We start from the raw sequence: 20,710 nt of genomic DNA, 5'->3' as shown, positions 1-20,710 counted from the left end.
ATTTGAAAAAGACTCGTTCGTGCTATAATCGCAGTAATTTGAAGAGAACGGGGAGGAGATTGGATGCAAGTTATTCAAGAATTCGCATCGTACACAGAATGGCTCAAGTCGTTAGAAAAGCTGAGTGAATCTGAGTGGAATAAACAGATTCACTCTGAGAAATGGTCCATAAAGCAAATCGTCTTACATATCGCCCATTGGGACAATCATCTGTTGAATGTCATCATCCCATCGGTGAAGAACGGTGAAGGAATGATCTTCCCTGACTTTGACTCGTTCAACGCACGGGCGACGAAAAGGGCGGAAAAATTGACATGTGACGCGGTTTTGAAAGAATCCCTCAACAGTCGACGAACACTCATCACCATGCTCGAGTCCTTAAGTGAAGAAGCGCTGACTTTTAAAACGACAGCGAATGGCGTCTCACATGATCCGCATCAAGGTGTCCCCTACTCGTTACATGTAATCATCGGGGAGTTCATCGAGCATGACCGACACCATATGAAGCAAGTCGAGTCGATCCTGAAATGAGACATCGGAAAGTGCGTGGTCTAAAACGAAAATTAAGTCGTCTTCAGCGCAATATACAAGAAAATCATGAGGATTTTACAACGGAGTTTCATAATGGGTATTGGTATGCCAAGATTCCGGTCGGACAAACTTTTTTAATGGATATTCAACACAATGCCCAAATCAAACAGTCACTCATCCATACTCTGCTCGATGAAGCGAAACGACTAGTAGAGTTGCGTGTGGATGAGCGAATGCGAGTTGCCGTGCTGCTAGATTTTCCTACATTCTGGAACTCTGAGCTTCTCGTGTTCAAGATGAAGAGGTGTTATAATCGTTTATGCGGCGTGATTTACCCCACCAAAAATGGATCTCGATTCCACATGTAAAAACGTTTATCAACCAATGGGTCATCCGTAGTGACCGAGATATTCGCGTGTACGGATTTGAAGAGTGGATATTCGATGAAGAGAGTGAAGGTAGAGAAGTGTGGATGCTCATTCAATGAACGGGCATTTTTCTTTTGTCTAAAAATAACTGAATATTCCGTAAAAGTTCATGGTATAATCCATTTAATCCTATTTCCAAAAAAAGGATTTAGACTATGAGAGGAGCCGTCACGTCAGATGAAAACGATCAAACTGAATATACATAAGCGGAAACACCGATGAAACAAGCCAAAACGATTTTTGTGTCAGGAATTCTTTTCTCCTTGCTACTTGTCGCCCTCATCTCCTATTCCGGTCAACTGGGATACCGTTACTACCAATCATTAGATATCTCAGGGAGCGAGATGACAAGTTGGATCACCGACTGTCATGACAAACGAAAGTTTTTAGGGATTTTCGAAGTGATGGATGTTGATTTTTGGTGTGGGGAAGACAAAATTATTGAAGAAGACTGGCGAGGGGTTGAGCTTGGCTCTTCTAGTGAAGCTCCAGACGATAAAGGTGGAACTCCAAGAGAAAAGATTAATGACGAGTCACCTTCTTACGGCAATCCCTCATCAGAAGAGTCGAACAGAGTCTCCTACCTCCCGTTCATTATTACCGGAATGATTATCTTGCTCGGATGGTGGCTCTGGAAAAGACGACGCCATTCGAAGAAACAAAGCGAGGCGGGAGAGTTAGATATCGAGGATCACTCGCTAGTGACTTCTGACAACGCGTCGATGCAGATAAACCGAACGGTTCATCCATTACCAGCATCGGCTATCCGAAAGCAGTTGATTCAATTCGAAGCAGCGTTACCTCCATATAAACGTCGTCGCCCAACTGAGACGTTGTCGACTTGGGCGAAACGAATCGAGCTCGATGCATCCCTACTTACCTATTTAGAGACACGTTATGATGATGGAAACATCTCACCACAACGTGAGCGAGCGTTCACCCAACAACTTGATGAATACCTACTACGCACACAAAAGGAGTCGAACTCATGACCATCCGACACGTATTGGACCAATTAGACCGCATTTACCTCGGTAAACCAGAAATCACAAAATTATGTTGCACAGCCCTATTGGCGAACGGCCATATCTTGCTAGAGGATGTACCTGGGACGGGGAAGACGTTACTCGCAAAAAGCATCGCCAAAAGCTTTGAGGCAGACTTCTCCCGAATTCAATTCACAGCCGACCTGTTGCCCTCTGACATCATCGGTTCAGACTTCTTCAATATGCAGACCCAGACGTTCGAGAACCGCACCGGACCGATCTTCACGAATATTTTACTCATCGATGAAGTAAACCGTGCCGTCCCGAGAACGCAATCCGCCTTGCTTGAAGCGATGGAAGAACGCCAAGTTTCTATCGGTGGCGTCACCTATCAACTACCGAAACCATTCTTCGTCATCGCGACGCAAAATCCGATCGAGTCGGCAGGAACGTTCACGCTACCGGACGCCCAACTCGACCGCTTCCTCATGTCTCTTCAAGTCGGATATCCTGGGGCAGACGAAGAGCGGAACTTGATTCTGCAGACGATTTCAAAGACGAGACAGACAGTGCATGCCTTGATGACGAATGAAGCTTTTTTAGAAGCACAAGAAGAAGTCGAGAATATCCGGATTCATGAAGATGTCGTCACGTATTTGCTCGCACTCATCCACGAGACGAGGCAACACCCGTTAGTCGAAGTCGGGGCGAGCCCACGGGCGACGCTCGCGCTCGTCAAGGCCTCACAAGCTTATGCGTACTTGAACGACCGTCAGTTTGTCACGCCTGAAGATGTTCAAGCCGTTGCGCCACATGTCCTCTCGCACCGATTGACCCTCACCCTTGAAGGGGATATCAAATCGACGAAGCGACAAGTGTTGGTGGACGTACTCGAGTCCGTAACTGTCCCCGTCGAAAAGGTGTAACGATGCGACAGGTCGAAATCAGTACACCGTCCATTCTTCAGGACCAACTTTGGCCGGCTTATGTCAGTCTCGGTCTCCTCACCATGTGGATGCCTTATGTATGGCCCATCGCTTATGTATGCGGAGCATTATTAATCGTCATGTTCATCCGGAAACGAATCATTCGAACACTTTCAAACGAAGTCTCATTTTCCATTCGGCAGAAAGAAGATCTCTTGTTCATCGACGATGAGACATCATGTATCGTCCGTATTGATGGGTATGAGCGAATCATTGCCCTTGGTGTTCCGCTATTGATTCGACTAGAGGGTAATGAACGGATGGTATTCGAGGACGGGTCACAGGCATACGACACCAGGATCGAACAGGACATACATCATGTGAGCGTCTCGGCTGTGAAGCGTGGACCTGCTTCGATTCATATGTGTGTGATGCGTGTCACCTTACCGTTTTATTTAGGTACTCTTTTTTTCACGGATGAGGAGATGGATATGCCCTCATGGGTTGTGTTACCTACCATCACGAAGTCACCAATCACCGAATCTCGCATGATTCGGATGGGTGACCGTATCGTCAAGCACTCCCCGCTGAACGATCCGTTGATGATTCAGAGTGCAAAACGATATGAGAAGGAACCGGCTAAACAGATTGACTGGGTCGCCACTTCAAAGGTCGGTCATGTACAGGCAAAAGTGTTCGAACGACAAAATCTCGACACGTTCACGATTTCCCTTGATTTGAGCGGTCCGCTCGGGAACGGGCTCCATGCGCAATATGAAGACTTGATTCAACAGACGGCGTATTGGGTCTCTTACTTGATCAAAGAAGATTGTAAAGTGGAGCTGTTAATCAACCGACTCGACAAAAACAACCAAGTCGACCGTGTTACACTGGGAGAAGGAAGAAAACAATTACGGCTCATTCTCGTCCGACTGGCGATGATTCATGAATCGAACGCGTTTGTTGCGTCATCGCGATTCACGTCATATGTCAGTCGTCACAAACAGCCTCACGCTGAATTGATTCACATCAATCACGCGATGCTGCTGAAATCTTCAGGGTGATGAAGGGAGAAACACATGCGACGAATGACGGGCTTACTCATATGTTGTGTCGGACTACTTGCAAGCACGACAACCGTATCAGCCGAGATGACTGAGTCCTCGGCGGAACGTTTTGCGGATGCATATTTTTATGACATCGTGATGGATCATATTCAGGGAGATGATCCGGTTAATTATCATATGACGGATAGTGAGAACATCACGTTCGGTCCGTTGTTGGAGACGTATATCCCGTCATCCTCTTGCTACAAAACGGGGGAAACGTGTACGTTCGTCCCAACAAAAGAATTTGTGGCGACCGTCTTTCAAGATGATGAACCGGTCAACGTGATCGGAACATATGAACGATCAGCGGGTACATATGCGTTCTCAACGTTCGGTTCTGACAAAGAAACTCCGAAAGCGTTGACGGACGTAAAAGGCAATCTCGTGAAATACTCAGAAGCGTCGACGTGGTTTGATTACGAAGGGGACATGTTGACGGCGTTGACATCTAATACAAAACAGATGATTAGCGGAGATGAGATTTCAACTGAGGCGTTTCAAGTATTTTTGGTTGAAGAGAATAAAAGGATTGAAGGGGATGCCGAAGAAGGAATGATAGGTGGAGCAGGCGACTCATCATCAGTCCATTCGGATGAGACAGAGTCAAATAAGCCAACATCGAATACCAACCGATTGATTGGCTTTACTGTGTTAGCGATATTGCCATTCGGATATTGGTTCCTCAAGAGACGAAAAGCAACATGATGTCAAAAGACTTATCCAATCATCATAATCCACTAGACTTAGTGGTCATACCGAGTCATGCATTGAGAGACAGAGAAGCAACCTACTTGATTTTTCGCCATTTGGAGAATGAACAGTTTCCATTACTTATAGAACGTAAGCGGACTGTAAGGGATGCGAGAAAACGTCGCTTCTCTTTTAAAAGTCAGGAAGAAGAGCATGTGACGACCAAAACCATCAAAAATCGTGAGGTGTTAGAGTCGGAATTGACGCTTTCTTCAAATGAGGTCATCGTCTTAAGAGGAGAGAGTGATTGGATTCTGAGCTATTCCGAAGACGGGTTGACGCTTCAAGGAAACCAAGTGAGACGTGTCGCGACAACTGGTATTGTCCAAATTGAGACATTTTTTGAACATGTGGTTAGAGGTGCGTTTCCCATCAAATTGGCGTTTGGTTTATGTGGGACGTTTGCTCCATTTGAAAACGTGTTTCGCTTTATATTGCATAACCCAGATTGGAAGGGATTGATTGAAGACGAATTATTGCCTCAGCTTCAGATTCCGAAGGCGAAGAATGTGTGGCAGTCCCTCTCATATCCGACATACGAGCAGACGCTTGAGACGTTCACTATTGAATTTCATCCAAATATACTAGGAAATTTCATACTCGCACATGATGCTAACGATACGTACTATTTCATTGATCATGTGAATGGGGAGATCAAGATTTTTTAAATTCTAAATACAGAGGGGTAGTGTAGTGAGTTACATACAGCATATGCGTCAATTAATCGGATCGAATCTATTAATCACTGTAGGATGTGGAGTCCTCATCGAACAGGACAATCAAATTCTGTTGCAACACCGAAAAGATCATCATGTTTGGGGAATCCCCGGTGGCGTTATGGAGCCTGGGGAATCATTTGAATAGACAGCCATCCGTGAAACTCTCGAAGAGACGGGGCTCTCCGTGGATAATTTGAAACTGTTCGGAATCTATTCCGGTGATGAGGGATATGCCAATTATGAAAACGGTGATCGCGTCTATAGTGTTCAAGTCATCTTTTACACCCATTCATTCTCAGGAGAAATTGCTCAATTGACAGACGAAAGTCACGAACATCGATTTTTCTCAAGAGAAGACCTACCACGATTACATCAACATCAACGTCGGTTCATTGACGATTGGGTCGAACAGGTTAATCTCCCGGTCGTGAAGTGATATTCATCTTGCGACAAACAACCCCTCATGCGCGCATGAGGGGTTGTCTTTACATATAGGGCCCGTTCGCCTGAATGACGAACTGTGAATGTGTGTAATGATAGGTGATGCGGGAATAGTCAAATGGTTTCCCATTCGTGAGATGGAAGATCGTTTCGATGCGAAGTGTCGGGTCATTCTCTTGCAATCCGAGGTGTTCCGCTTCACTTTCCGTCAATCGCCCGACCTGTAGATACATGTCAGAAAATCCAATCGTGACGCCGAGCGCGCTTTGGACATAATCGAAAATAGAGTCTGCCACAATTTCACGATTCAAATAGGGGACGATAGCTTTCACATAATAGGATTCCTCGTGACAGAGCACCTCTCCATCCACATACCTTACCCGTTCGACCCGATATACATCGTCCGACACGGCAATCCCGAGATTCTCTGCAACGGTCGAGTCTGGCTTCACGACAGACACATCAATCACATCAGATGTCAAGATACGGTCTCCGAGATTGCTCTTGAACCCTTGGGTGGAGAAGAGGCTCATATAGCCAGGTCGATTATGTCGTCTGACGAAAATGCCGCTTCCCCGCAGTTGAAAAATGACACCCTTTCGTTCAAGCAGCTCTAAAGCTTTCGTGATGGTGCTTTTGCTCACCGCATATTGATTCATCATCTGCTCAAGGACAGGGAGCTTATCGCCTTGTTTTAAGTTTTGTTCGTGGATGTATTGTTCGATTTCATTTGCGATTTGTTGGTATTTTAGCATCGTCATTCCTCACTTTTTCGTCACTGATTTCATTATATCATGAGAAAACAAAAAATGTTTAAGTGTATCGACCTTGTTAAATTGTACCGGTACAATTATACTTGACGTGTACGATTCATGTGAAGGAGGACTTACAATGAAGACATTACCGAACGATTTTCTATGGGGAGGCGCGCTTGCCGCTCATCAATTCGAGGGCGGTTGGGACGCTGATGGCAAAGGACCGAGTGTCGTCGATGTCTTGACGGCAGGTGCACACGGCGTCGCTCGCCGGATCACAGACAAGGTCGAACCGAATGAATTCTATCCGAACCATGAGGCGATTGACTTTTACCATCGTTATAAAGAAGATGTGGCCCTCTTTGCTGAGATGGGATTGAAATGTTTACGTACTTCCATCGGATGGAGCCGCATCTTCCCGAATGGTGATGATGCAGAACCGAACGAGGCGGGTCTCCAATTTTATGATGACTTGTTCGATGAGCTACTCAAACACGACATCGAACCGATCATCACACTGTCGCATTTTGAGATGCCGCTCCATCTTGCCCGTGAATACGGGGGATTCCGAAATCGTGAAGTCGTCGAGCATTTCGTCCGCTTCGCTGAGGTCTGCTTTGACCGTTACAAAGACAAGGTCAAATACTGGATGACGTTCAACGAAATCAACAACAAGATGGACGTCAACAATCCACTCTTCTTATGGACGAATTCGGGAGTCCTCTTAGAAGAAGGGGAGAACGCCCGCGAAGTCATGTATCAGACCGGACACCATGAACTGATTGCGAGCGCTCTCGCCGTTGCCAAAGGGAAAGCCATCAATCCTGACTTCGAGATTGGAGCGATGGTCTCTCACGTACCGATTTATCCGTATTCATCAAACCCAGATGACGTCATGCTCGCCGAAGAGATGATGCGTCAACGCTATTTCTTCCCGGACGTACAAGTACGCGGCTTCTATCCGAGCTACGCCTTGAACGAGTTCGAGCGGGAAGGCTATAACATCCCAATCCTTGAAGGGGACGAAGAAATCCTACAGAACGGAAAGGTCGATTATCTCGGTTTCAGTTACTATATGTCGACGACCGTGAAGAGTGACGTCGTCGCGGACAACAGTGGCGATATCGTCAACGGTGGTCTGCCGAATGGGGTCGAGAACCCGTATATCCAGTCGAGTGACTGGGGATGGGCGATTGACCCGGTCGGACTCCGTTATGTACTCAACCGACTCTATGACCGGTACCAAATTCCGCTCTTCATCGTCGAGAATGGATTCGGTGCCGTCGATGAGATTGTCGACGGAAAGATTCATGACAAAGCCCGAATCGATTACTTGAAGGCCCATATCGAACAATTGAAGCAAGCCGTCCTCTATGACGGGGTCGACTTGATTGGTTACACACCTTGGGGCATCATCGACATCGTCTCGTTTACGACAGGAGAAATGAAGAAGCGGTACGGAATGATTTACGTCGACCGTGACAATGAAGGGAACGGATCGATGGAGCGGATGAAGAAAGACTCGTTCGACTGGTACAAACAGGTCATTGCGACGAATGGAGAGAATCTCTAAATAAGGGTGAGCAAAGAACTGTGAAATGTCTGCAGGTCTTTGCTTTTTTTCGATATAATGAAGAAAAGTGAAAAATTGGAGGGACGCATGATGCAAATAAAGAACTATGGACCGGTGACGGCTGTTTGTGCCAACGTAAAGAACGGTCCATTCGAGATGTCGATGTATGTGTATTATATCGACGGGATGCTCATCGATACGGGAACACGCACGATGCTACCCGAACTTCAACCGTTTTATGAGTCGGTTCCAATCGATCTTGTCAGCATCACGCACCCCCATGAAGACCATATCGGAACGGCAGCCTGGCTTGAACGGTCATACGGTGTCCCAATTTACATACGAGAATCCGCCAGGGACATGTGCCGGACGGGGCTAGATATCCCAGATTATCGGGCACACTTCTCAGGAGACCCGGAACCGTTTCAGCCGATTGCCTATTATGACAATCAGATCACATCAGAACATCATACTTATCAGGTAATCCATACACCTGGTCATGAACCGAATCACGTCGTCTTATACGACGAGGAGAACGGTCGGCTGTTCTCGGGTGATTTGTTCGTCCATCCTTATCCGAAGGTGATGATTCCGGAGGAGTCGGTACCTGAACAGATTCGTTCTCTCAAACGTGTTCTGAGTCTTAATTTCGAGGAAGTTTATTGCCAACACGCCGGGCATCTCGAACAGGGAAGGGAGCAACTGACCAAAAAGCTCGATTATCTAGAACGTTTGACTGATAACGTGATAACAAAAACTGCAGCGGGCTACAACATTGACGACATCAATGCCCAGCTCTTCCCCGAACCATCGCCGCTCGTCAAAATCTCCAAGCGGGATTATGACTCGAGACACATGATTGCAAGCATTCTTCGAGAAATCTACGAACAAATTCGTTGACAGAAGGTAAAACACCTAGTATTCTTAGTGCAGGATTAAACGTTTAAACTTTTAAACGGAGTGATGAATATGAAACAACCAGATGCCACACCCGAAGTCTCGTTATCTTTATTTGAAGATGCGATTCCATTGTTCCAAGTATTAGCCGATGTCAATCGTCAACGCATCATCGTCGAGATCGCCAAACATGAACGCTTAAACGTCAATCAGATTGATGAGAAGATTGAGTTGTCTCGACCGGCCATCTCGCATCATCTCAAACTACTTCGACAAGCGGGCATCGTCTCATCAGAGAAAGTCGGGACAGAGAACTTTTACTTCCTGACGCTCGAGAACGCGGTCGGACTGCTGAAGGCACTGACACGTGCGATTGAAGATGAATGTATCTTATAACCTTTCTTTTTGGAAACAGAGAGAAAGGCTTCTTTCCCACTAATACGTTCAAAGGTTTAAACATATAAACATTAAAGGAGAATGGATATGTAGCAAAAACAAACCATCGTCATCACAGGAGCATCGAGCGGAATCGGTCGGGCAACGGTCGAACTGTTCAGCAAACGAGGCTGGCATGTCGCCGCGACGATGCGAAGACCTGAAGACCATCAAGAACTGTCTAACCTGAAAAGGGTGTCGCTCTATCAGCTAGATGTGACGAACGAGACGAGTATCCGAGAGGCATTTGAACGAATCGTCTCGGATCATGGAACGATGGATGTGTTGTTGAAAAATGCTGGATACGGAGCGGTCGGAATTTTCGAGGAAGCCTCTCCCGAACAGATTCAGCGGCAATTTGATACGAACGTATTCGGGGTCATGAATGTGATTCGGGCAGCACTCCCATAATTCCGCAAACAGCGGAGCGGTCGAATCATAACCGTTTCTTCCGTCGGTGGACAGATCACATTCCCAATCTATAGCTTGTATCACAGTTCAAAATGGGCGATTGAAGGATTCATCGAATCGCTTCAGTTCGAGTTGGCACCGTTCAATATCGGCATGAAATTGATTGAGCCGGGGCCGATTAAAACAGACTTTTACGGTCGTTCCCAAGAACTCGTGCGTGACCAACCGCTCGATGTATATGATGACTATACAGAAGTCGCACTCCATAACACGAATGCCGCTTGTGCGAACGCTGAAGGTCCGGACGTCGTCGCCGAGACGATTTGGCGTGCAGCGACCGACCGGAAGAAGCGTCTCCGCTATCCATCGGGTAAACAAGCAGGACTGTTGATCGCGCTGAAGCGTTATCTGCCGAACCAAGTATTCTTCTCTATCGTGCGACGTGTCGTAGAGAAAAATTAACATCAAATATCTCTTATGAACTTCATCAGTGTCGGAAAGAATTTTTTATCCACTCATTCAATGATAAATATCACACAAATTTACCCGATATAACTTGTAAGAGGAGGGGTTTGATGAAAAAAGTCTCACTGGCATTATCGACGTTCATTCTTATGATTGGATTGACGGCAACACCGACAGACTCGGTCGATGCTGCGGCGAAACGCTTCAAAAACTGCACGGAGATGAACAAAGTGTATAAAGGGGGCGTGGCCAAATCGAAGACGACCAAAAACAAAGGTGGAAAGACGCGTTATAAACCTTATGTCAATAAAGCCTTATATGACGCGAATCAATCAAAAGACCGCGACAAAGACGGAATCGCCTGTGAACGGTGATCATATATCATGCATCGAATCAGCCGCCATACGAGGGCGGCTTTTTGTATGGACATAGACAACGATTCGACCACATGATATTATCATAAATAATAATATTATCAAATATGATAACATCGAGGTGGAATCAATGAATCAAGATGTCTTAAAAAGTTTATTGAACCCGATTCGTATGAAAATCTTTCAACACGTTCTGATGAATGAAGGAGTCACGACCGGAGACTTAGCAAAAGCACTTCCCGATGTTCCTCAAGCGAGCCTCTATCGCCATATCAACAAAATGGTACAAGACGAGATTTTATCTGTCATGAGCGAAAATAAAGTTCGCGGGGTGTATGAGAAAGTGTATGCGATTCAAAACAATCCTTTAACTAGTATCAACAAGATTGTTGAGGAGGAAGACCGAGAGCAACTGTACATGGTCTGTTATACGTTCACGATGTCACTACTGATGGATTTTGGGAACTATCTGAAGCGAGACTCGATTGACCTCCAGAAAGACAAAATTGGGTTCCGAAGTATCCCGCTTTATCTGTCTGATACCGAAAGTGATCGATTCCTAAAAGGTCTCTATGATCTCTTAGAGGGAGTGCTCGAGCATGAACCGTCCGAAAAACGGAAGTTACGAAAATTCTCGTACGCGTTCATGCCGGTCGAAGAAAAGGAGGAGATGGATGATGTTTAAACAAGAAGAGGTGTTGATTCAAGGAAAAACAACCATTGCTGCCACCATAACGACACCCGATCAGGAACGGTCGTCCTTTCCAGCTATCGTCCTCATCGGAGGGACGGGAGGATTGGACCGTGACGGAAACGGTACCGGCTTCAAGTCAAACTTGTATAAAGACTTAGCAGAATGGCTGACGATACAAGGATTCATCACATTACGCTATGACAAACGGGGGATTGGCAAGAGTGGTGGCAATCGACATAGCGTCGGTCTGACAGGACTCGTTGATGACGTGTCGGCGGTCGTCCGTTATCTGAAATCTCATGAGCATGTCTCACAAGACGTTTTATTGCTCGGCCATAGCGAAGGATGTATCGTCGCGACACTCGCAGCAGAACGTGAATCCGTTTCTGGTCTCATCCTGTTGTCTGGTGCCGGTGTCGCCTTGAAGACGAGCATGCAGGAACAGGCGCATGCCTTACTCGATGAAGTGAAACGTACGAAAGGGATCAAGGGTAAACTGCTTCGCTTTAGCTTGAATGAGAAGTCGGTCGTCGGGAAACAACAAAAACTGTTCGAGCGCGTCACAGCAACGGATCAGGATACGATGCGGATCCAGCTGATGAAGTTCCCTGCCAAATGGTTACGGGAGCATCTTGCACACGCAGACGTGTCACTTCGGGAACGATTAGTTCGATTGAACATTCCGACGTTCGCACTGACAGGAAATCGGGACGTTCAAACGGCCGTCGAACATCTAGATGAGCTCGATGCACTTCACGTTGAGCATATCGAGGTTCAAAAGATTAAGGACATGGACCATATGTTGAAACATTTCGATGGTGAGATGAGCATTCTGGACGTGAAAAAGCAATATCGTTCACAACTCAGTGAACCACTCCATCCCGAGCTTCACCACCAACTTCATGAATGGCTAAAGTGCCACGACTGGGTATCATGACGAACAAGACAGCGGAAACCTCTCCGCTGTCTTGTTTTTATGTATGTAAGAACCGCAGAACGTTTTCCATCGAGAAATGACGGCTCCACTGAACGAAGTGTCCACCTGGTATGGCAATCAATTGTACAGAGGGGTGAAGGTGTCGTTCCGCTCGTTTGACATGATGGAGCGTTCGCTTCGCCTCCTTCAAATCAATCCCCGTGAAATCCGCATAATACAGGTGCGTCGGGACTTGGACGCGTCGTAGCAAGTCCTTAAAATCCAATCCATCATAACCAAACAACAAATGTAAGCCACCGGTCGAAAGACGGGCCGATTGCTCGACAGCAGAACGAATCGATGACGTCGGCTCGACTCCGATCCGTTGACAGAACAGTTGGAACTGTTCTTCGGAAAAGATAGAGACACGTTGGCTCGCCTGCGTTTCGATCCAATTCAAGAAGCTCAGTGGTACGTTGTGATACAGCAGTCGCAAAAGCGGCAAAGCGAATCCGAAGATGCCATATTCACGAAACGGAATCATGGCATTCGGCTTATGTCCTTGGTCGAGGAGAATCAAACGTCTGACCTGGTCTGGGTAATGGACCGCATACGCCAGGGCGATGGCACCCCCCATCGAGTGTCCGATCAAACGAATGGACTCCAGTTGTCGTGAAGTTCGGTATGCTTCGATCCAGTCCGCGAGTATTTTTGAGGTCGCATATGTATGTAGTCCCTCACTTTCACCAAATCCAGGTAGATCTAACAGGTGAACTTCGAAATCGTTATGTAATGCTTCGGCAAATAATTGGCCTTGTGACCCAGTGAATCCTCCACCGGGAAGGAAAAGTACAGGTTCACCTCGACCATGGACGGTTGCATGGAATTGTCTCACGTCATCTCTCCTTTATAAAATGGAGTGCTTTCCATTCAAGTATAAAGATTGCTGGGAGTCAATTGAAGAAAAATCGCCATGTTTCTCAGGAGGCTCCCGACCAAATGTGGGTATAACATAGTGACAGGCAGATTACTGTCATCACACATCGTATACGTTCTGACTTTCCAAAGGAGGAATGAGGAATGAAGCTTTCAGGAAAAACGGCAATTGTCACTGGCGCAGGTTCAGGCATGGGGCGAGCCATCGCCAAACTGTTTGCGGAAGAAGGCGCACGAGTCGTCGCCTTCGACTTGAATGAAGATGCTGTGCAGGCGGTAGTTGATGAAATCAAAGCAGTGGGTGGGGAAGTTCTTGGCATTGCTGGTAACGTGACGAATCAAACGGATATTGACAAACTCGTCGATGCGGCGAAAGACACGTTCGGCTCGGTCGACATTCTCGTCAATAACGCGGGAATCATGGACAACTTCATGACGGTGGGAGAAGTGACGGATGAATTATGGGACCGTGTCCTTGGCGTCAATTTGACCGGACCGATGAAACTTTCACGTGCCGCCATCCAAGTGATGGAGAAACAGGATCGTGGTGGCGTCATCATCAACAATGCATCCGTCGGAGGATTGTTCGGCACTCGCGGTGGTGCGGCGTATGTCGCATCGAAACATGCGTTAATCGGATTGACGAAGAACATCGCGGCGACCTATGGCACGCTCGGTAAGATTCGAGCCAACGCCATCGCACCGGGTGGGGTCAATACGAATATCGGGTCAACGATCACGGCACCGAGCGAACTCGGGATGCGTGCCATCCAAGGTGCGGGGGAAGCGCCGATGGGTGAGCCCGAACAAATCGCGAACGTCGCCCTCTTTTTAGCATCGGATGATTCGAGCTTCGTGAATGGTGATGTTTTGAAGGCAGATGGTGGATGGACCGCAAGATAAAGGAAAAGAGCCGAAATTACTCGGCTCTTTTCCTTTGGTATTGTTTTCGATAGGCGAGCGGGGTGATCGAATGATGTGCTTTGAATGTCTGTACGGAGTGACTGACGCTTGAGTAGCTCAGGCGATTGGCGATGTCAGCAACCGATTCAATCGAATCCATTAATAGAGTTGCGGCCCGGTCCATCCTTTTAACTTGGACATACGCAAGTGGAGAGGTGTTCCCGAACGTAGTAAACAACCGACAACATTCACTGCGACTTACATTACCCGCAGTCGCGATTCGAGCTAACGTGGGCTTATCTTCTAGATGAGACTCGATATAAGCGAGCATCAGACGAAGGCTCTGCCGTTTGCTCTCATTCTTCATCACTTCACCCTCTTGCTGAATCCAATAGCGCCAGATGACCGTACACTGCAGTGTGGCATCCATCAATGCGAGTGGTCCGTCCGCAGATAGATGTTGCACAGCGCGTTCAATCGTCTGAATGATCGATTGATTCACGCGTTCCTGCTTTAACATATGTATGGATTTTTCGGAAGTAAGATACGGTGTTACATATCGTTTCACCAACTCGGGATGGAACAATTCGTCCGGATCAAACTCAAGAAGCCTCATCTGCGACGATTCCTCGATTTTCTCCACCATCACACTTTGTCCTTGAGCCAAGAGAAGGGCTTCTCTTGAATGAAGAGTAAGGCGCATTCCGTTCACCAAAATCACGGACGTCCCAGACTCGCACAAAAGAACAGTGAAGCGATCCGTCACCCGTAGAGTCAATGGGCCGTGACGAATCATCTCGATACTATTCAAAATAGTCTTCCTCCTCATTTCGGAATTTTCCCGACATTTCATTTCGATTGTTCACGGAGAAACACTTTAGAACGAGCATGAAATGGGACGAACCCGATATTTCTCATCACCATCCAATAATAGATGTGATCAAGTTTCTTCTATATAAGGATTAAAAGATCAACCATCCTGTGAACGCAGCATGCACGAGAATCGCGACAGGTACCCCAATCCGGAATTTCGGCTTCAATGTCTTATGTCGGAAGATGCGCATCGCCACATAAGCACCGAACGCCCCACCAATCCAAGCCATCGTCAGCAATGTTCGCTCCGAAATACGCCAAGCTCCCACGCGAGACCGTCGTTTATCGACAAAATATGACACAAACGCTAGTAAATTAGTCACAATGTAATATAGCAGTAATAGTTCCAAAGACCAAAACCTCCTTATTTCTCTCCTTATTATATCTTAGAATGGCTCTAGAAAGCCGTTTTTATGGATTAAAACAATTTTCTGAATCCTCTCATCCTCGTGAATTGTTCTGTAAATGAACTGATAACACTCTCATATCGTCCTGTAATCGCTGTGAAATATACAGGTGTTACAGTAAGGGGGCGTTAGAAAAGGGAGGAATATTCTTATGAAAAAACCACTATTGACACTAACGGCACTCGCTGGCCTTAGTTTAGGAGTCGCTGCTCCAGCTTCGGCAGCATCAACACACACAGTTCAGTCTGGAGATACACTCTATCGTATCGCCGTGAACAACAACGTCTCTGTAAATGACATCAAACAAGCGAACGGCTTAAACTCAAATATGATTTATCCGAACCAAGTCTTGAAACTTGGAAAGGCAGAAGCGAAATCACAAGCTTCTACTGCATCTAAAACGTATACAGTTAAATCAGGTGATACACTTTATCGTATCGCATTGAACCACGGGGTCTCTGTCAATCAATTGATGACTTGGAACGGTCTTAATTCAGATCTTATTTTCCCTGGACAAGAGTTCGCCGTGAAAGGTGCAGCCGCTGCATCTGTAGCGAATGATGCGAAGACAACAACACCGAAGACATCGACATCAGCACCAGTTACGAAAACTGCATCGTCTACAACGCAAACCCAAGCTCCGGCTTCAGGTCAGACAATGACAGTGGAAGCGACAGCTTATACACCATATTGTGCAGGATGTTCTGGTATCACAGCGACAGGAATCGACGTTCGTTCGAACCCGAACCAAAAAGTCATCGCGGTTGACCCTTCTGTCATTCCGCTCGGCTCTAAAGTATGGGTTGAAGGATACGGAGAAGCCATCGCAGGAGACACTGGTGGTGCCATCAAAGGAAACAAAATCGATATCTTGATGCCGACACAAGAGCAAGCACTTGCTTTCGGTCGCCAATCAATCACAATCAAAGTCTTGAACTAATTCAAGCTGATTAAAGACACTGCCATCGGGCGGTGTCTTTTTTTGTCTATATCTTCTCCCAAGGATTCTTCACTTTCGTCAGTCCGAGTCGCTTCGCGAGTGGTTTAATCGTCAATCCATGTAGGGCGACAGAGGTTACGACTAAACCGAGTGTGATTGGCAACATCCGTTCCGCATCTTCAATTCCCAGTTCGGCAATCTCTTGTGCAAAGAAACCGGTCACCGTCATCGCAACAATACCTCGAGGGGCAATCCAGCTGATGAGTGCCCGTTCTTGCGCGGATAGTGGAGAACCGAGGAGCGACGTCTGCACCGAGATCGGTCGGACAAAAAATAAGATTCCGAGAATCGACAAGAGGAGAGGCCAGTCGAAAATGGCGAGTAAACTATCACGTGTCAAACTTGCCGTCAGAATGATGAAGACTGTCGAAACCAGTAAAATCGAAATGTTCTCTTTAAACTCACGAAGCTGTTTCAGAATATGCATATGTCCATGCTTTGAATTTGCATCCCTGCAACCGTCATAATCAAGATGGCTGGGAAGTCAAAACGCCAAGCGAGTAACTGCGAAAGTGCACCGATGAGGACAAGTAAGCTGAACCCAATCATCATGTCTTCCATAAGCTTCCCCCGTTTCTTCACTTCTTCATTAATGTATACCCAAATCAGGAAAAACATTTGCTAAGATAGTCTGATTTCGGGTAAGAATTGAAAAAAGGGAGGGATACCATGGAAGTGACTATCGGACTCATTATCGTCATCATGACTTGGCTCATCTTATTGCTTAACCTCACGTTTGCAATCACCATTATCTTTTTTGAAAGGCGTGACATTGGAACGACTTGGGCGTGGTTACTCGTCCTCTTCTTCTTGCCTCTCATCGGATTCTTCGTCTACATCTTCTTCGGTCGATTGATCAAATCTCAAAACTTTTATGAAGTCGAAGAAGAGAAACGTGAAGCGTATCATCATCATGTGGCGGAGCAACTTGACCAATTGGACCAATCCATGGCACCGTTCAATCATCCACTTCTATTGAAGCACCGACGACTCGCACGATTGAATCTCGTATCGACGAATGCGATGATGTCTTTCCAGAACGATATCGACGTCCTTCACGACGGAAAAGAGAAGTTTGATCTACTGTTTAGAGATATTGAACAGGCGACGAAAGAAGTGAACATTCAGTATTACATCATCCAAAACGATGCGCTGGGTCAATCGTTAATTCGCTTATTGACCGAAAAGGCAAAACAAGGATTACGTGTCCGACTCCTCTACGATGCGGTAGGCTCGAGGGGACTGAGGCACAAACACTTTAAGGACCTGCTGGCCCACGGTGGGGAAGTCAAATCGTTCTTTCCGTCCAAACTCGGCATCAACTTCCGCGTCAACAATCGAAATCACCGAAAGCTCTGCGTCGTTGACGGAGAACTTGGTTATATCGGCGGCTTCAACGTCGGGGATGAGTATCTTGGAAAGGATGAGCATTTCGGTTATTGGCGAGATGTTCACTTACGAATTTCAGGCGACGCCGTTAAGGAATTGCTCGAACGATTCATCCTGGATTGGAATCGCTCTGTCCCGACACGAACGAAGGCACAGAAAGACGACTTTGTTTGGCCAATCGAAGGAATTGCTCGTCATGCGTCCCCGGTTCAAATCGTGACATCGGGTCCAAACTCGTCGACGGAGCATTTAAAGAATATGCTCGTCAAAATGATCACCCAGTCGAAAGAATGTATCTATATCCAGACTCCCTACTTCATCCCGGATGCAAGTTTCCTTGATGCCTGTCGCATCGCCCTGATGGCGGGTACTAAGATCAAACTGATGATCCCGAAAAGCCCGACCATATGTTTGTCTACTGGGCGACCTATGCGAACGCTGCGGAGCTCGTACGTTACGGGGCAGAAGTGTTCACGTATGAGGAAGGATTCCTTCATGCGAAAACGCTCGTCATTGACGGAGAAGTCGCATCAATTGGGACGACGAACATCGACGCCCGAAGTTTCCGCCTCAACTTTGAAATTTCAGCGCTTGTCTTCGACAAAGCCATCGCTCAGTCCGTCATCGATGCGTTCGAGCGAGACGAGGCACGCGCTGAGCGGCTAACCATCGAACGATATGAATCGAGGACACGTTGGATTCGCTTCAAAGAGAGCGTGTCCCGCCTTCTCAGTCCAATTTTATAATGAAAAACATCCGGTCAGAAGGAACTCCTCTGCCGGATGTTTTTTAGCGTTTATTAACTTGTTCAACGAGTCGTTCGAAGGAATCGCTGATTGCTTGTGGCGCTTCCTTGTCTCCATACTCTGCGGCCTCTAACCAATCTGCATAGAGCCTGTGGTCCGTGAACTCGATTCGCTGAAGCCAATCAGCTACCGTCTCTTCCCGAAGACGTGGGTGCTGCTGTTCTAACTTTCGTCCCGTCTCAAGAAGGCGAATCTGGCGAGGCGAGCGGACAATCCGCTTATCTGAAAGTGTCGGGTGGTGAATACTCCTCGGAATCATCCCGTCTTCCTGGATGTCTTTTCGTTTCTGCAAGTAGAAGAATAATCCTACCCCAAGCAGCAAGATCATCGCGAACACTCCGATGTAGAACAACGAGTTGTTCGATGCCGACTCGAGTAACGTCTCCTGTGCCACCGTCTCCGCATCGAGGTTCGGGTTGTCCGGAACGAGGAACCGGTTCACGCGATCGTTCGGGTCGAGCACGATGCCATCAAACCAGCTCCCAATCCACAGAAAGAACGGAGTAATCCAGGCGACGACATTGCCAAACAACAGCTCTTTGATTGTACGAATGACGAGGGAGACAGTCAGTCCGATGCCTAGGCCGACGGTCAACATCGTCACCATCCGCTTGTAGTCGCGACGGTAATACAGGTTTCGTTGCCAAATCAAAAAGATGAACGGGAAGAGGACCATCGCGAGCGGTTGCGATGCCGGTGGGAATAACCAGTCTGCCACCAAAAACAAAACGCTCGCCATCGCATAACGGTCCGTCCAATCCAACGTCCGAATGAACGCATGAACGTATGTGAAAATCAACAACAAGATGCTCATTTCATAAGAGAAATAGAGGGCACCGACGCTCATGATCGTCTGTACAATCAGTTGTGTGTTCCGAGGGAGACGAAGTGTCAATAAGAAGAGCAACGGAAACACATGTCCGATGTAAAAGGATGCGAATACCCACCACAACCATCTCATTGACCGTCACCTCCCAAGCGGAGAATCGATTGATTCCCACTATATTTGGCGACCTTTCGCTCAAACAAGGAGCGAGCGAGTGGAAAATCACTCTCGGACAGACAAGCGAATGTCGTCATGATCTTCCGGAAATGTACCTCGCCACTTCCCGGTTGAAGGTCATACGTGATTCCATCCTTCGTGAGCGTCGGGACAATCAGACCGTAACTCGCATTTTCTTTCTCGAAATCGCGACATAATGCGGCCGCTTGCGAGATGAGGCGCTCCATCTGATAGGTGAGGGCACGCCCATCCTTCGTCAACAAGTCGAGCACGATGACATATTCATTCGCTTGTACCGGTTGCTCGGTACGGGCCAGCAGTTCGCCCGTCTTCGCATAGGCAGACCAATATAGCTGTCGCATCGGTTGCCCGTGATATGGGGTGACCGACTGGAACGTCTCCGGGTCACGATAGGCACTATGACGGACCATCTCCTCACCCGGGAGAGTAGGGGGACGTTTCGGGATCGGATAGGGCGAAAACTCAGGGAAGACGTAGCCGATGCGCGGGAGTGAGTCCTCTTTATAGAGCGAGAACATGCGCAACGGATCCCGGATTTCCATCCCGATGGCTTCAAGGCGGATGGGACCACGTTTCTTCGCATAGAGTGGGATTGTGAAGTCCACGGTCGCATTCGTCTCGACAAAGTTCTCCTGACGCCAAAACGCATGTCCCTCTGATTCCACGGTCGGATGCAAATAGCCGGATAGGCGGACAACGCCAAGCGGCACTTTTGCCGTCGACACGAGCTTTAAAACATAGACGGCCTCGTCGTTCGGAAAGAGTTTCATCTCTTCTGTGAGGTCGACATGGATTTGTTCTGCCAATCGAAACATGAAAGATGGCATGACCAGTGCATAGAGACTAAAACCGATCAATAGACTCGCAATCAAGACGTTTCCATAAAGTGCCGTGAAGACCCCGACGACGAACAGGAGCCACATATAGCCGGACTCGAGATAGCGTGGGCTGACTAACTGCAT

The 20,710-nt window shown here is 47.3% G+C and carries 24 protein-coding genes and 3 pseudogenes; 19 read left to right on the top strand and 8 right to left on the bottom strand.

What is annotated here, in order from left to right; translation table 11 throughout:
• Positions 1 to 63 precede the first annotated feature (63 nt).
• From KNO61_RS03990 to KNO61_RS03950, 9 genes and pseudogenes are all read left to right on the top strand, one after another.
• Positions 64 to 531 (top strand): DinB family protein, encoded by a 468-nt coding sequence (locus tag KNO61_RS03990; protein ID WP_214684300.1) that lies wholly within the window; start codon positions 64 to 66, stop codon positions 529 to 531.
• Positions 528 to 899, top strand: coding sequence for a DUF3916 domain-containing protein (locus tag KNO61_RS17440; protein ID WP_371816583.1), 372 nt, complete (start codon positions 528 to 530; stop codon positions 897 to 899). The genes KNO61_RS03990 and KNO61_RS17440 overlap by 4 nt, the downstream gene beginning before the upstream one ends.
• Positions 851 to 1,018, top strand: coding sequence for a DUF3916 domain-containing protein (locus KNO61_RS17465; protein WP_214684296.1), 168 nt, complete (start codon positions 851 to 853; stop codon positions 1,016 to 1,018). Before KNO61_RS17440 ends, KNO61_RS17465 begins: the two co-directional genes overlap by 49 nt.
• 159 nt (positions 1,019 to 1,177) lie before the next feature.
• On the top strand, positions 1,178 to 1,951 hold the full coding sequence (locus tag KNO61_RS03975; RefSeq protein WP_214684294.1) for a hypothetical protein: 774 nt from the start codon (positions 1,178 to 1,180) through the stop codon (positions 1,949 to 1,951).
• The gene (locus tag KNO61_RS03970) at positions 1,948 to 2,871 is read left to right on the top strand and encodes an AAA family ATPase (RefSeq protein ID WP_214684292.1); all 924 of its coding nucleotides are present in this window, start codon (positions 1,948 to 1,950) and stop codon (positions 2,869 to 2,871) included. The genes KNO61_RS03975 and KNO61_RS03970 overlap by 4 nt, the downstream gene beginning before the upstream one ends.
• A 2-nt stretch (positions 2,872 to 2,873) precedes the next feature.
• Positions 2,874 to 3,935: a DUF58 domain-containing protein gene (locus tag KNO61_RS03965; protein ID WP_214872644.1), complete on the top strand. Its 1,062-nt coding sequence runs from the start codon at positions 2,874 to 2,876 to the stop codon at positions 3,933 to 3,935.
• Positions 3,936 to 3,950: 15 nt separating this feature from the next.
• Positions 3,951 to 4,685 (top strand): hypothetical protein, encoded by a 735-nt coding sequence (locus tag KNO61_RS03960; protein WP_214684288.1) that lies wholly within the window; start codon positions 3,951 to 3,953, stop codon positions 4,683 to 4,685.
• Between the two features lie 200 nt (positions 4,686 to 4,885).
• Positions 4,886 to 5,398 (top strand): hypothetical protein, encoded by a 513-nt coding sequence (locus KNO61_RS03955; RefSeq protein WP_214684286.1) that lies wholly within the window; start codon positions 4,886 to 4,888, stop codon positions 5,396 to 5,398.
• A 43-nt stretch (positions 5,399 to 5,441) separates the two neighbouring features.
• Positions 5,442 to 5,885: pseudogene (locus tag KNO61_RS03950) on the top strand (NUDIX hydrolase).
• 49 nt (positions 5,886 to 5,934) lie between these two features.
• On the opposite strand, the gene KNO61_RS03945 reads toward KNO61_RS03950, so the two are convergent.
• A complete protein-coding gene (locus tag KNO61_RS03945) occupies positions 5,935 to 6,645 on the bottom strand; it encodes a GntR family transcriptional regulator (RefSeq protein WP_214684284.1) in 711 nt (236 codons plus the stop codon).
• Between the two features lie 136 nt (positions 6,646 to 6,781).
• On the opposite strand from KNO61_RS03945, the gene bglA reads away from it, so the two are divergent.
• The 7 genes and pseudogenes from bglA (at position 6,782) to KNO61_RS03910 (ending at position 12,431) form a co-directional block, all read left to right on the top strand.
• A complete protein-coding gene (gene bglA / locus KNO61_RS03940) occupies positions 6,782 to 8,218 on the top strand; it encodes a 6-phospho-beta-glucosidase (protein WP_214816894.1) in 1,437 nt (478 codons plus the stop codon).
• A gap of 90 nt (positions 8,219 to 8,308) precedes the next feature.
• Positions 8,309 to 9,118 (top strand): MBL fold metallo-hydrolase, encoded by an 810-nt coding sequence (locus tag KNO61_RS03935; protein WP_251026312.1) that lies wholly within the window; start codon positions 8,309 to 8,311, stop codon positions 9,116 to 9,118.
• A 69-nt stretch (positions 9,119 to 9,187) separates the two neighbouring features.
• Positions 9,188 to 9,511: an ArsR/SmtB family transcription factor gene (locus tag KNO61_RS03930; RefSeq protein WP_074037016.1), complete on the top strand. Its 324-nt coding sequence runs from the start codon at positions 9,188 to 9,190 to the stop codon at positions 9,509 to 9,511.
• A 105-nt stretch (positions 9,512 to 9,616) separates the two neighbouring features.
• Positions 9,617 to 10,423 (top strand): annotated as a pseudogene (locus KNO61_RS03925) (SDR family oxidoreductase).
• A 152-nt stretch (positions 10,424 to 10,575) separates the two neighbouring features.
• Positions 10,576 to 10,800: an excalibur calcium-binding domain-containing protein gene (locus KNO61_RS03920; RefSeq protein ID WP_370149069.1), complete on the top strand. Its 225-nt coding sequence runs from the start codon at positions 10,576 to 10,578 to the stop codon at positions 10,798 to 10,800.
• A 130-nt stretch (positions 10,801 to 10,930) separates the two neighbouring features.
• Positions 10,931 to 11,485 (top strand): helix-turn-helix domain-containing protein, encoded by a 555-nt coding sequence (locus KNO61_RS03915; protein ID WP_214731496.1) that lies wholly within the window; start codon positions 10,931 to 10,933, stop codon positions 11,483 to 11,485.
• A complete protein-coding gene (locus KNO61_RS03910) occupies positions 11,478 to 12,431 on the top strand; it encodes an alpha/beta hydrolase (protein WP_214813147.1) in 954 nt (317 codons plus the stop codon). Before KNO61_RS03915 ends, KNO61_RS03910 begins: the two co-directional genes overlap by 8 nt.
• Before the next feature lie 37 nt (positions 12,432 to 12,468).
• Here the strand turns inward: KNO61_RS03910 and KNO61_RS03905 are convergent, their stop codons facing one another.
• Entirely contained in the window at positions 12,469 to 13,305 is an 837-nt protein-coding gene (locus tag KNO61_RS03905; protein WP_214872643.1) for an alpha/beta hydrolase, read from the bottom strand.
• A 185-nt stretch (positions 13,306 to 13,490) separates the two neighbouring features.
• On the opposite strand from KNO61_RS03905, the gene KNO61_RS03900 reads away from it, so the two are divergent.
• Complete coding sequence (locus KNO61_RS03900; protein WP_214872642.1) at positions 13,491 to 14,249, top strand: glucose 1-dehydrogenase; 759 nt, start codon at positions 13,491 to 13,493, stop codon at positions 14,247 to 14,249.
• 16 nt (positions 14,250 to 14,265) lie between these two features.
• On the opposite strand, the gene KNO61_RS03895 is transcribed toward KNO61_RS03900, so the two are convergent.
• Both KNO61_RS03895 and KNO61_RS03890 read right to left on the bottom strand, forming a co-directional pair.
• Positions 14,266 to 15,060, bottom strand: coding sequence for a helix-turn-helix transcriptional regulator (locus tag KNO61_RS03895; RefSeq protein ID WP_214872641.1), 795 nt, complete (start codon positions 15,058 to 15,060; stop codon positions 14,266 to 14,268).
• A gap of 151 nt (positions 15,061 to 15,211) precedes the next feature.
• A complete protein-coding gene (locus tag KNO61_RS03890) occupies positions 15,212 to 15,472 on the bottom strand; it encodes a DUF1294 domain-containing protein (protein WP_214731507.1) in 261 nt (86 codons plus the stop codon).
• A 208-nt stretch (positions 15,473 to 15,680) separates the two neighbouring features.
• Between KNO61_RS03890 and KNO61_RS03885 the strand changes: the two genes are divergently transcribed.
• On the top strand, positions 15,681 to 16,469 hold the full coding sequence (locus KNO61_RS03885) for a LysM peptidoglycan-binding and 3D domain-containing protein (protein WP_214812605.1): 789 nt from the start codon (positions 15,681 to 15,683) through the stop codon (positions 16,467 to 16,469).
• A gap of 46 nt (positions 16,470 to 16,515) precedes the next feature.
• Here KNO61_RS03885 and KNO61_RS03880 read toward each other — a convergent pair whose 3' ends face one another.
• Complete coding sequence (locus KNO61_RS03880) at positions 16,516 to 16,956, bottom strand: cation:proton antiporter domain-containing protein (RefSeq protein ID WP_078146920.1); 441 nt, start codon at positions 16,954 to 16,956, stop codon at positions 16,516 to 16,518.
• The gene (locus KNO61_RS03875; RefSeq protein WP_214872640.1) at positions 16,944 to 17,090 is read right to left on the bottom strand and encodes a hypothetical protein; all 147 of its coding nucleotides are present in this window, start codon (positions 17,088 to 17,090) and stop codon (positions 16,944 to 16,946) included. Before KNO61_RS03875 ends, KNO61_RS03880 begins: the two co-directional genes overlap by 13 nt.
• Before the next feature lie 108 nt (positions 17,091 to 17,198).
• On the opposite strand from KNO61_RS03875, the pseudogene cls reads away from it, so the two are divergent.
• Positions 17,199 to 18,664: pseudogene (gene cls, locus KNO61_RS03870) on the top strand (cardiolipin synthase).
• A 43-nt stretch (positions 18,665 to 18,707) separates the two neighbouring features.
• On the opposite strand, the gene KNO61_RS03865 reads toward cls, so the two are convergent.
• Positions 18,708 to 19,685: a hypothetical protein gene (locus KNO61_RS03865; RefSeq protein ID WP_214872639.1), complete on the bottom strand. Its 978-nt coding sequence runs from the start codon at positions 19,683 to 19,685 to the stop codon at positions 18,708 to 18,710.
• A complete protein-coding gene (locus KNO61_RS03860; protein WP_078146923.1) occupies positions 19,682 to 20,710 on the bottom strand; it encodes a DUF58 domain-containing protein in 1,029 nt (342 codons plus the stop codon). Before KNO61_RS03860 ends, KNO61_RS03865 begins: the two co-directional genes overlap by 4 nt.

This window comes from Exiguobacterium sp. s140, assembly GCF_018617035.1.
In the GTDB taxonomy this organism is placed as follows: Bacteria; Bacillota; Bacilli; order Exiguobacteriales; family Exiguobacteriaceae; genus Exiguobacterium; species Exiguobacterium profundum.
This window is presented reverse-complemented; position numbering and strand designations above follow the sequence as displayed.

What these genes read in the sequence shown, in the direction of transcription:
- KNO61_RS03990 (WP_214684300.1), top strand. Translation starts at nt 64, where the DNA reads ATGCAAGTTATTCAAGAATTCGCATCGTACACAGAATGGCTCAAGTCG.
- KNO61_RS17440 (WP_371816583.1), top strand. Translation starts at nt 528, where the DNA reads ATGAGACATCGGAAAGTGCGTGGTCTAAAACGAAAATTAAGTCGTCTT.
- KNO61_RS17465 (WP_214684296.1), top strand. Translation starts at nt 851, where the DNA reads ATGCGGCGTGATTTACCCCACCAAAAATGGATCTCGATTCCACATGTA.
- KNO61_RS03975 (WP_214684294.1), top strand. Translation starts at nt 1,178, where the DNA reads ATGAAACAAGCCAAAACGATTTTTGTGTCAGGAATTCTTTTCTCCTTG.
- KNO61_RS03970 (WP_214684292.1), top strand. Translation starts at nt 1,948, where the DNA reads ATGACCATCCGACACGTATTGGACCAATTAGACCGCATTTACCTCGGT.
- KNO61_RS03965 (WP_214872644.1), top strand. Translation starts at nt 2,874, where the DNA reads ATGCGACAGGTCGAAATCAGTACACCGTCCATTCTTCAGGACCAACTT.
- KNO61_RS03960 (WP_214684288.1), top strand. Translation starts at nt 3,951, where the DNA reads ATGCGACGAATGACGGGCTTACTCATATGTTGTGTCGGACTACTTGCA.
- KNO61_RS03945 (WP_214684284.1), bottom strand. Translation starts at nt 6,645, where the DNA reads ATGCTAAAATACCAACAAATCGCAAATGAAATCGAACAATACATCCAC.
- bglA (WP_214816894.1), top strand. Translation starts at nt 6,782, where the DNA reads ATGAAGACATTACCGAACGATTTTCTATGGGGAGGCGCGCTTGCCGCT.
- KNO61_RS03935 (WP_251026312.1), top strand. Translation starts at nt 8,309, where the DNA reads ATGCAAATAAAGAACTATGGACCGGTGACGGCTGTTTGTGCCAACGTA.
- KNO61_RS03930 (WP_074037016.1), top strand. Translation starts at nt 9,188, where the DNA reads ATGAAACAACCAGATGCCACACCCGAAGTCTCGTTATCTTTATTTGAA.
- KNO61_RS03920 (WP_370149069.1), top strand. Translation starts at nt 10,576, where the DNA reads ATGATTGGATTGACGGCAACACCGACAGACTCGGTCGATGCTGCGGCG.
- KNO61_RS03915 (WP_214731496.1), top strand. Translation starts at nt 10,931, where the DNA reads ATGAATCAAGATGTCTTAAAAAGTTTATTGAACCCGATTCGTATGAAA.
- KNO61_RS03910 (WP_214813147.1), top strand. Translation starts at nt 11,478, where the DNA reads ATGTTTAAACAAGAAGAGGTGTTGATTCAAGGAAAAACAACCATTGCT.
- KNO61_RS03900 (WP_214872642.1), top strand. Translation starts at nt 13,491, where the DNA reads ATGAAGCTTTCAGGAAAAACGGCAATTGTCACTGGCGCAGGTTCAGGC.
- KNO61_RS03885 (WP_214812605.1), top strand. Translation starts at nt 15,681, where the DNA reads ATGAAAAAACCACTATTGACACTAACGGCACTCGCTGGCCTTAGTTTA.
- KNO61_RS03880 (WP_078146920.1), bottom strand. Translation starts at nt 16,956, where the DNA reads ATGCATATTCTGAAACAGCTTCGTGAGTTTAAAGAGAACATTTCGATT.
- KNO61_RS03875 (WP_214872640.1), bottom strand. Translation starts at nt 17,090, where the DNA reads ATGGAAGACATGATGATTGGGTTCAGCTTACTTGTCCTCATCGGTGCA.
- KNO61_RS03865 (WP_214872639.1), bottom strand. Translation starts at nt 19,685, where the DNA reads ATGAGATGGTTGTGGTGGGTATTCGCATCCTTTTACATCGGACATGTG.
- KNO61_RS03860 (WP_078146923.1), bottom strand. Translation starts at nt 20,710, where the DNA reads ATGCAGTTAGTCAGCCCACGCTATCTCGAGTCCGGCTATATGTGGCTC.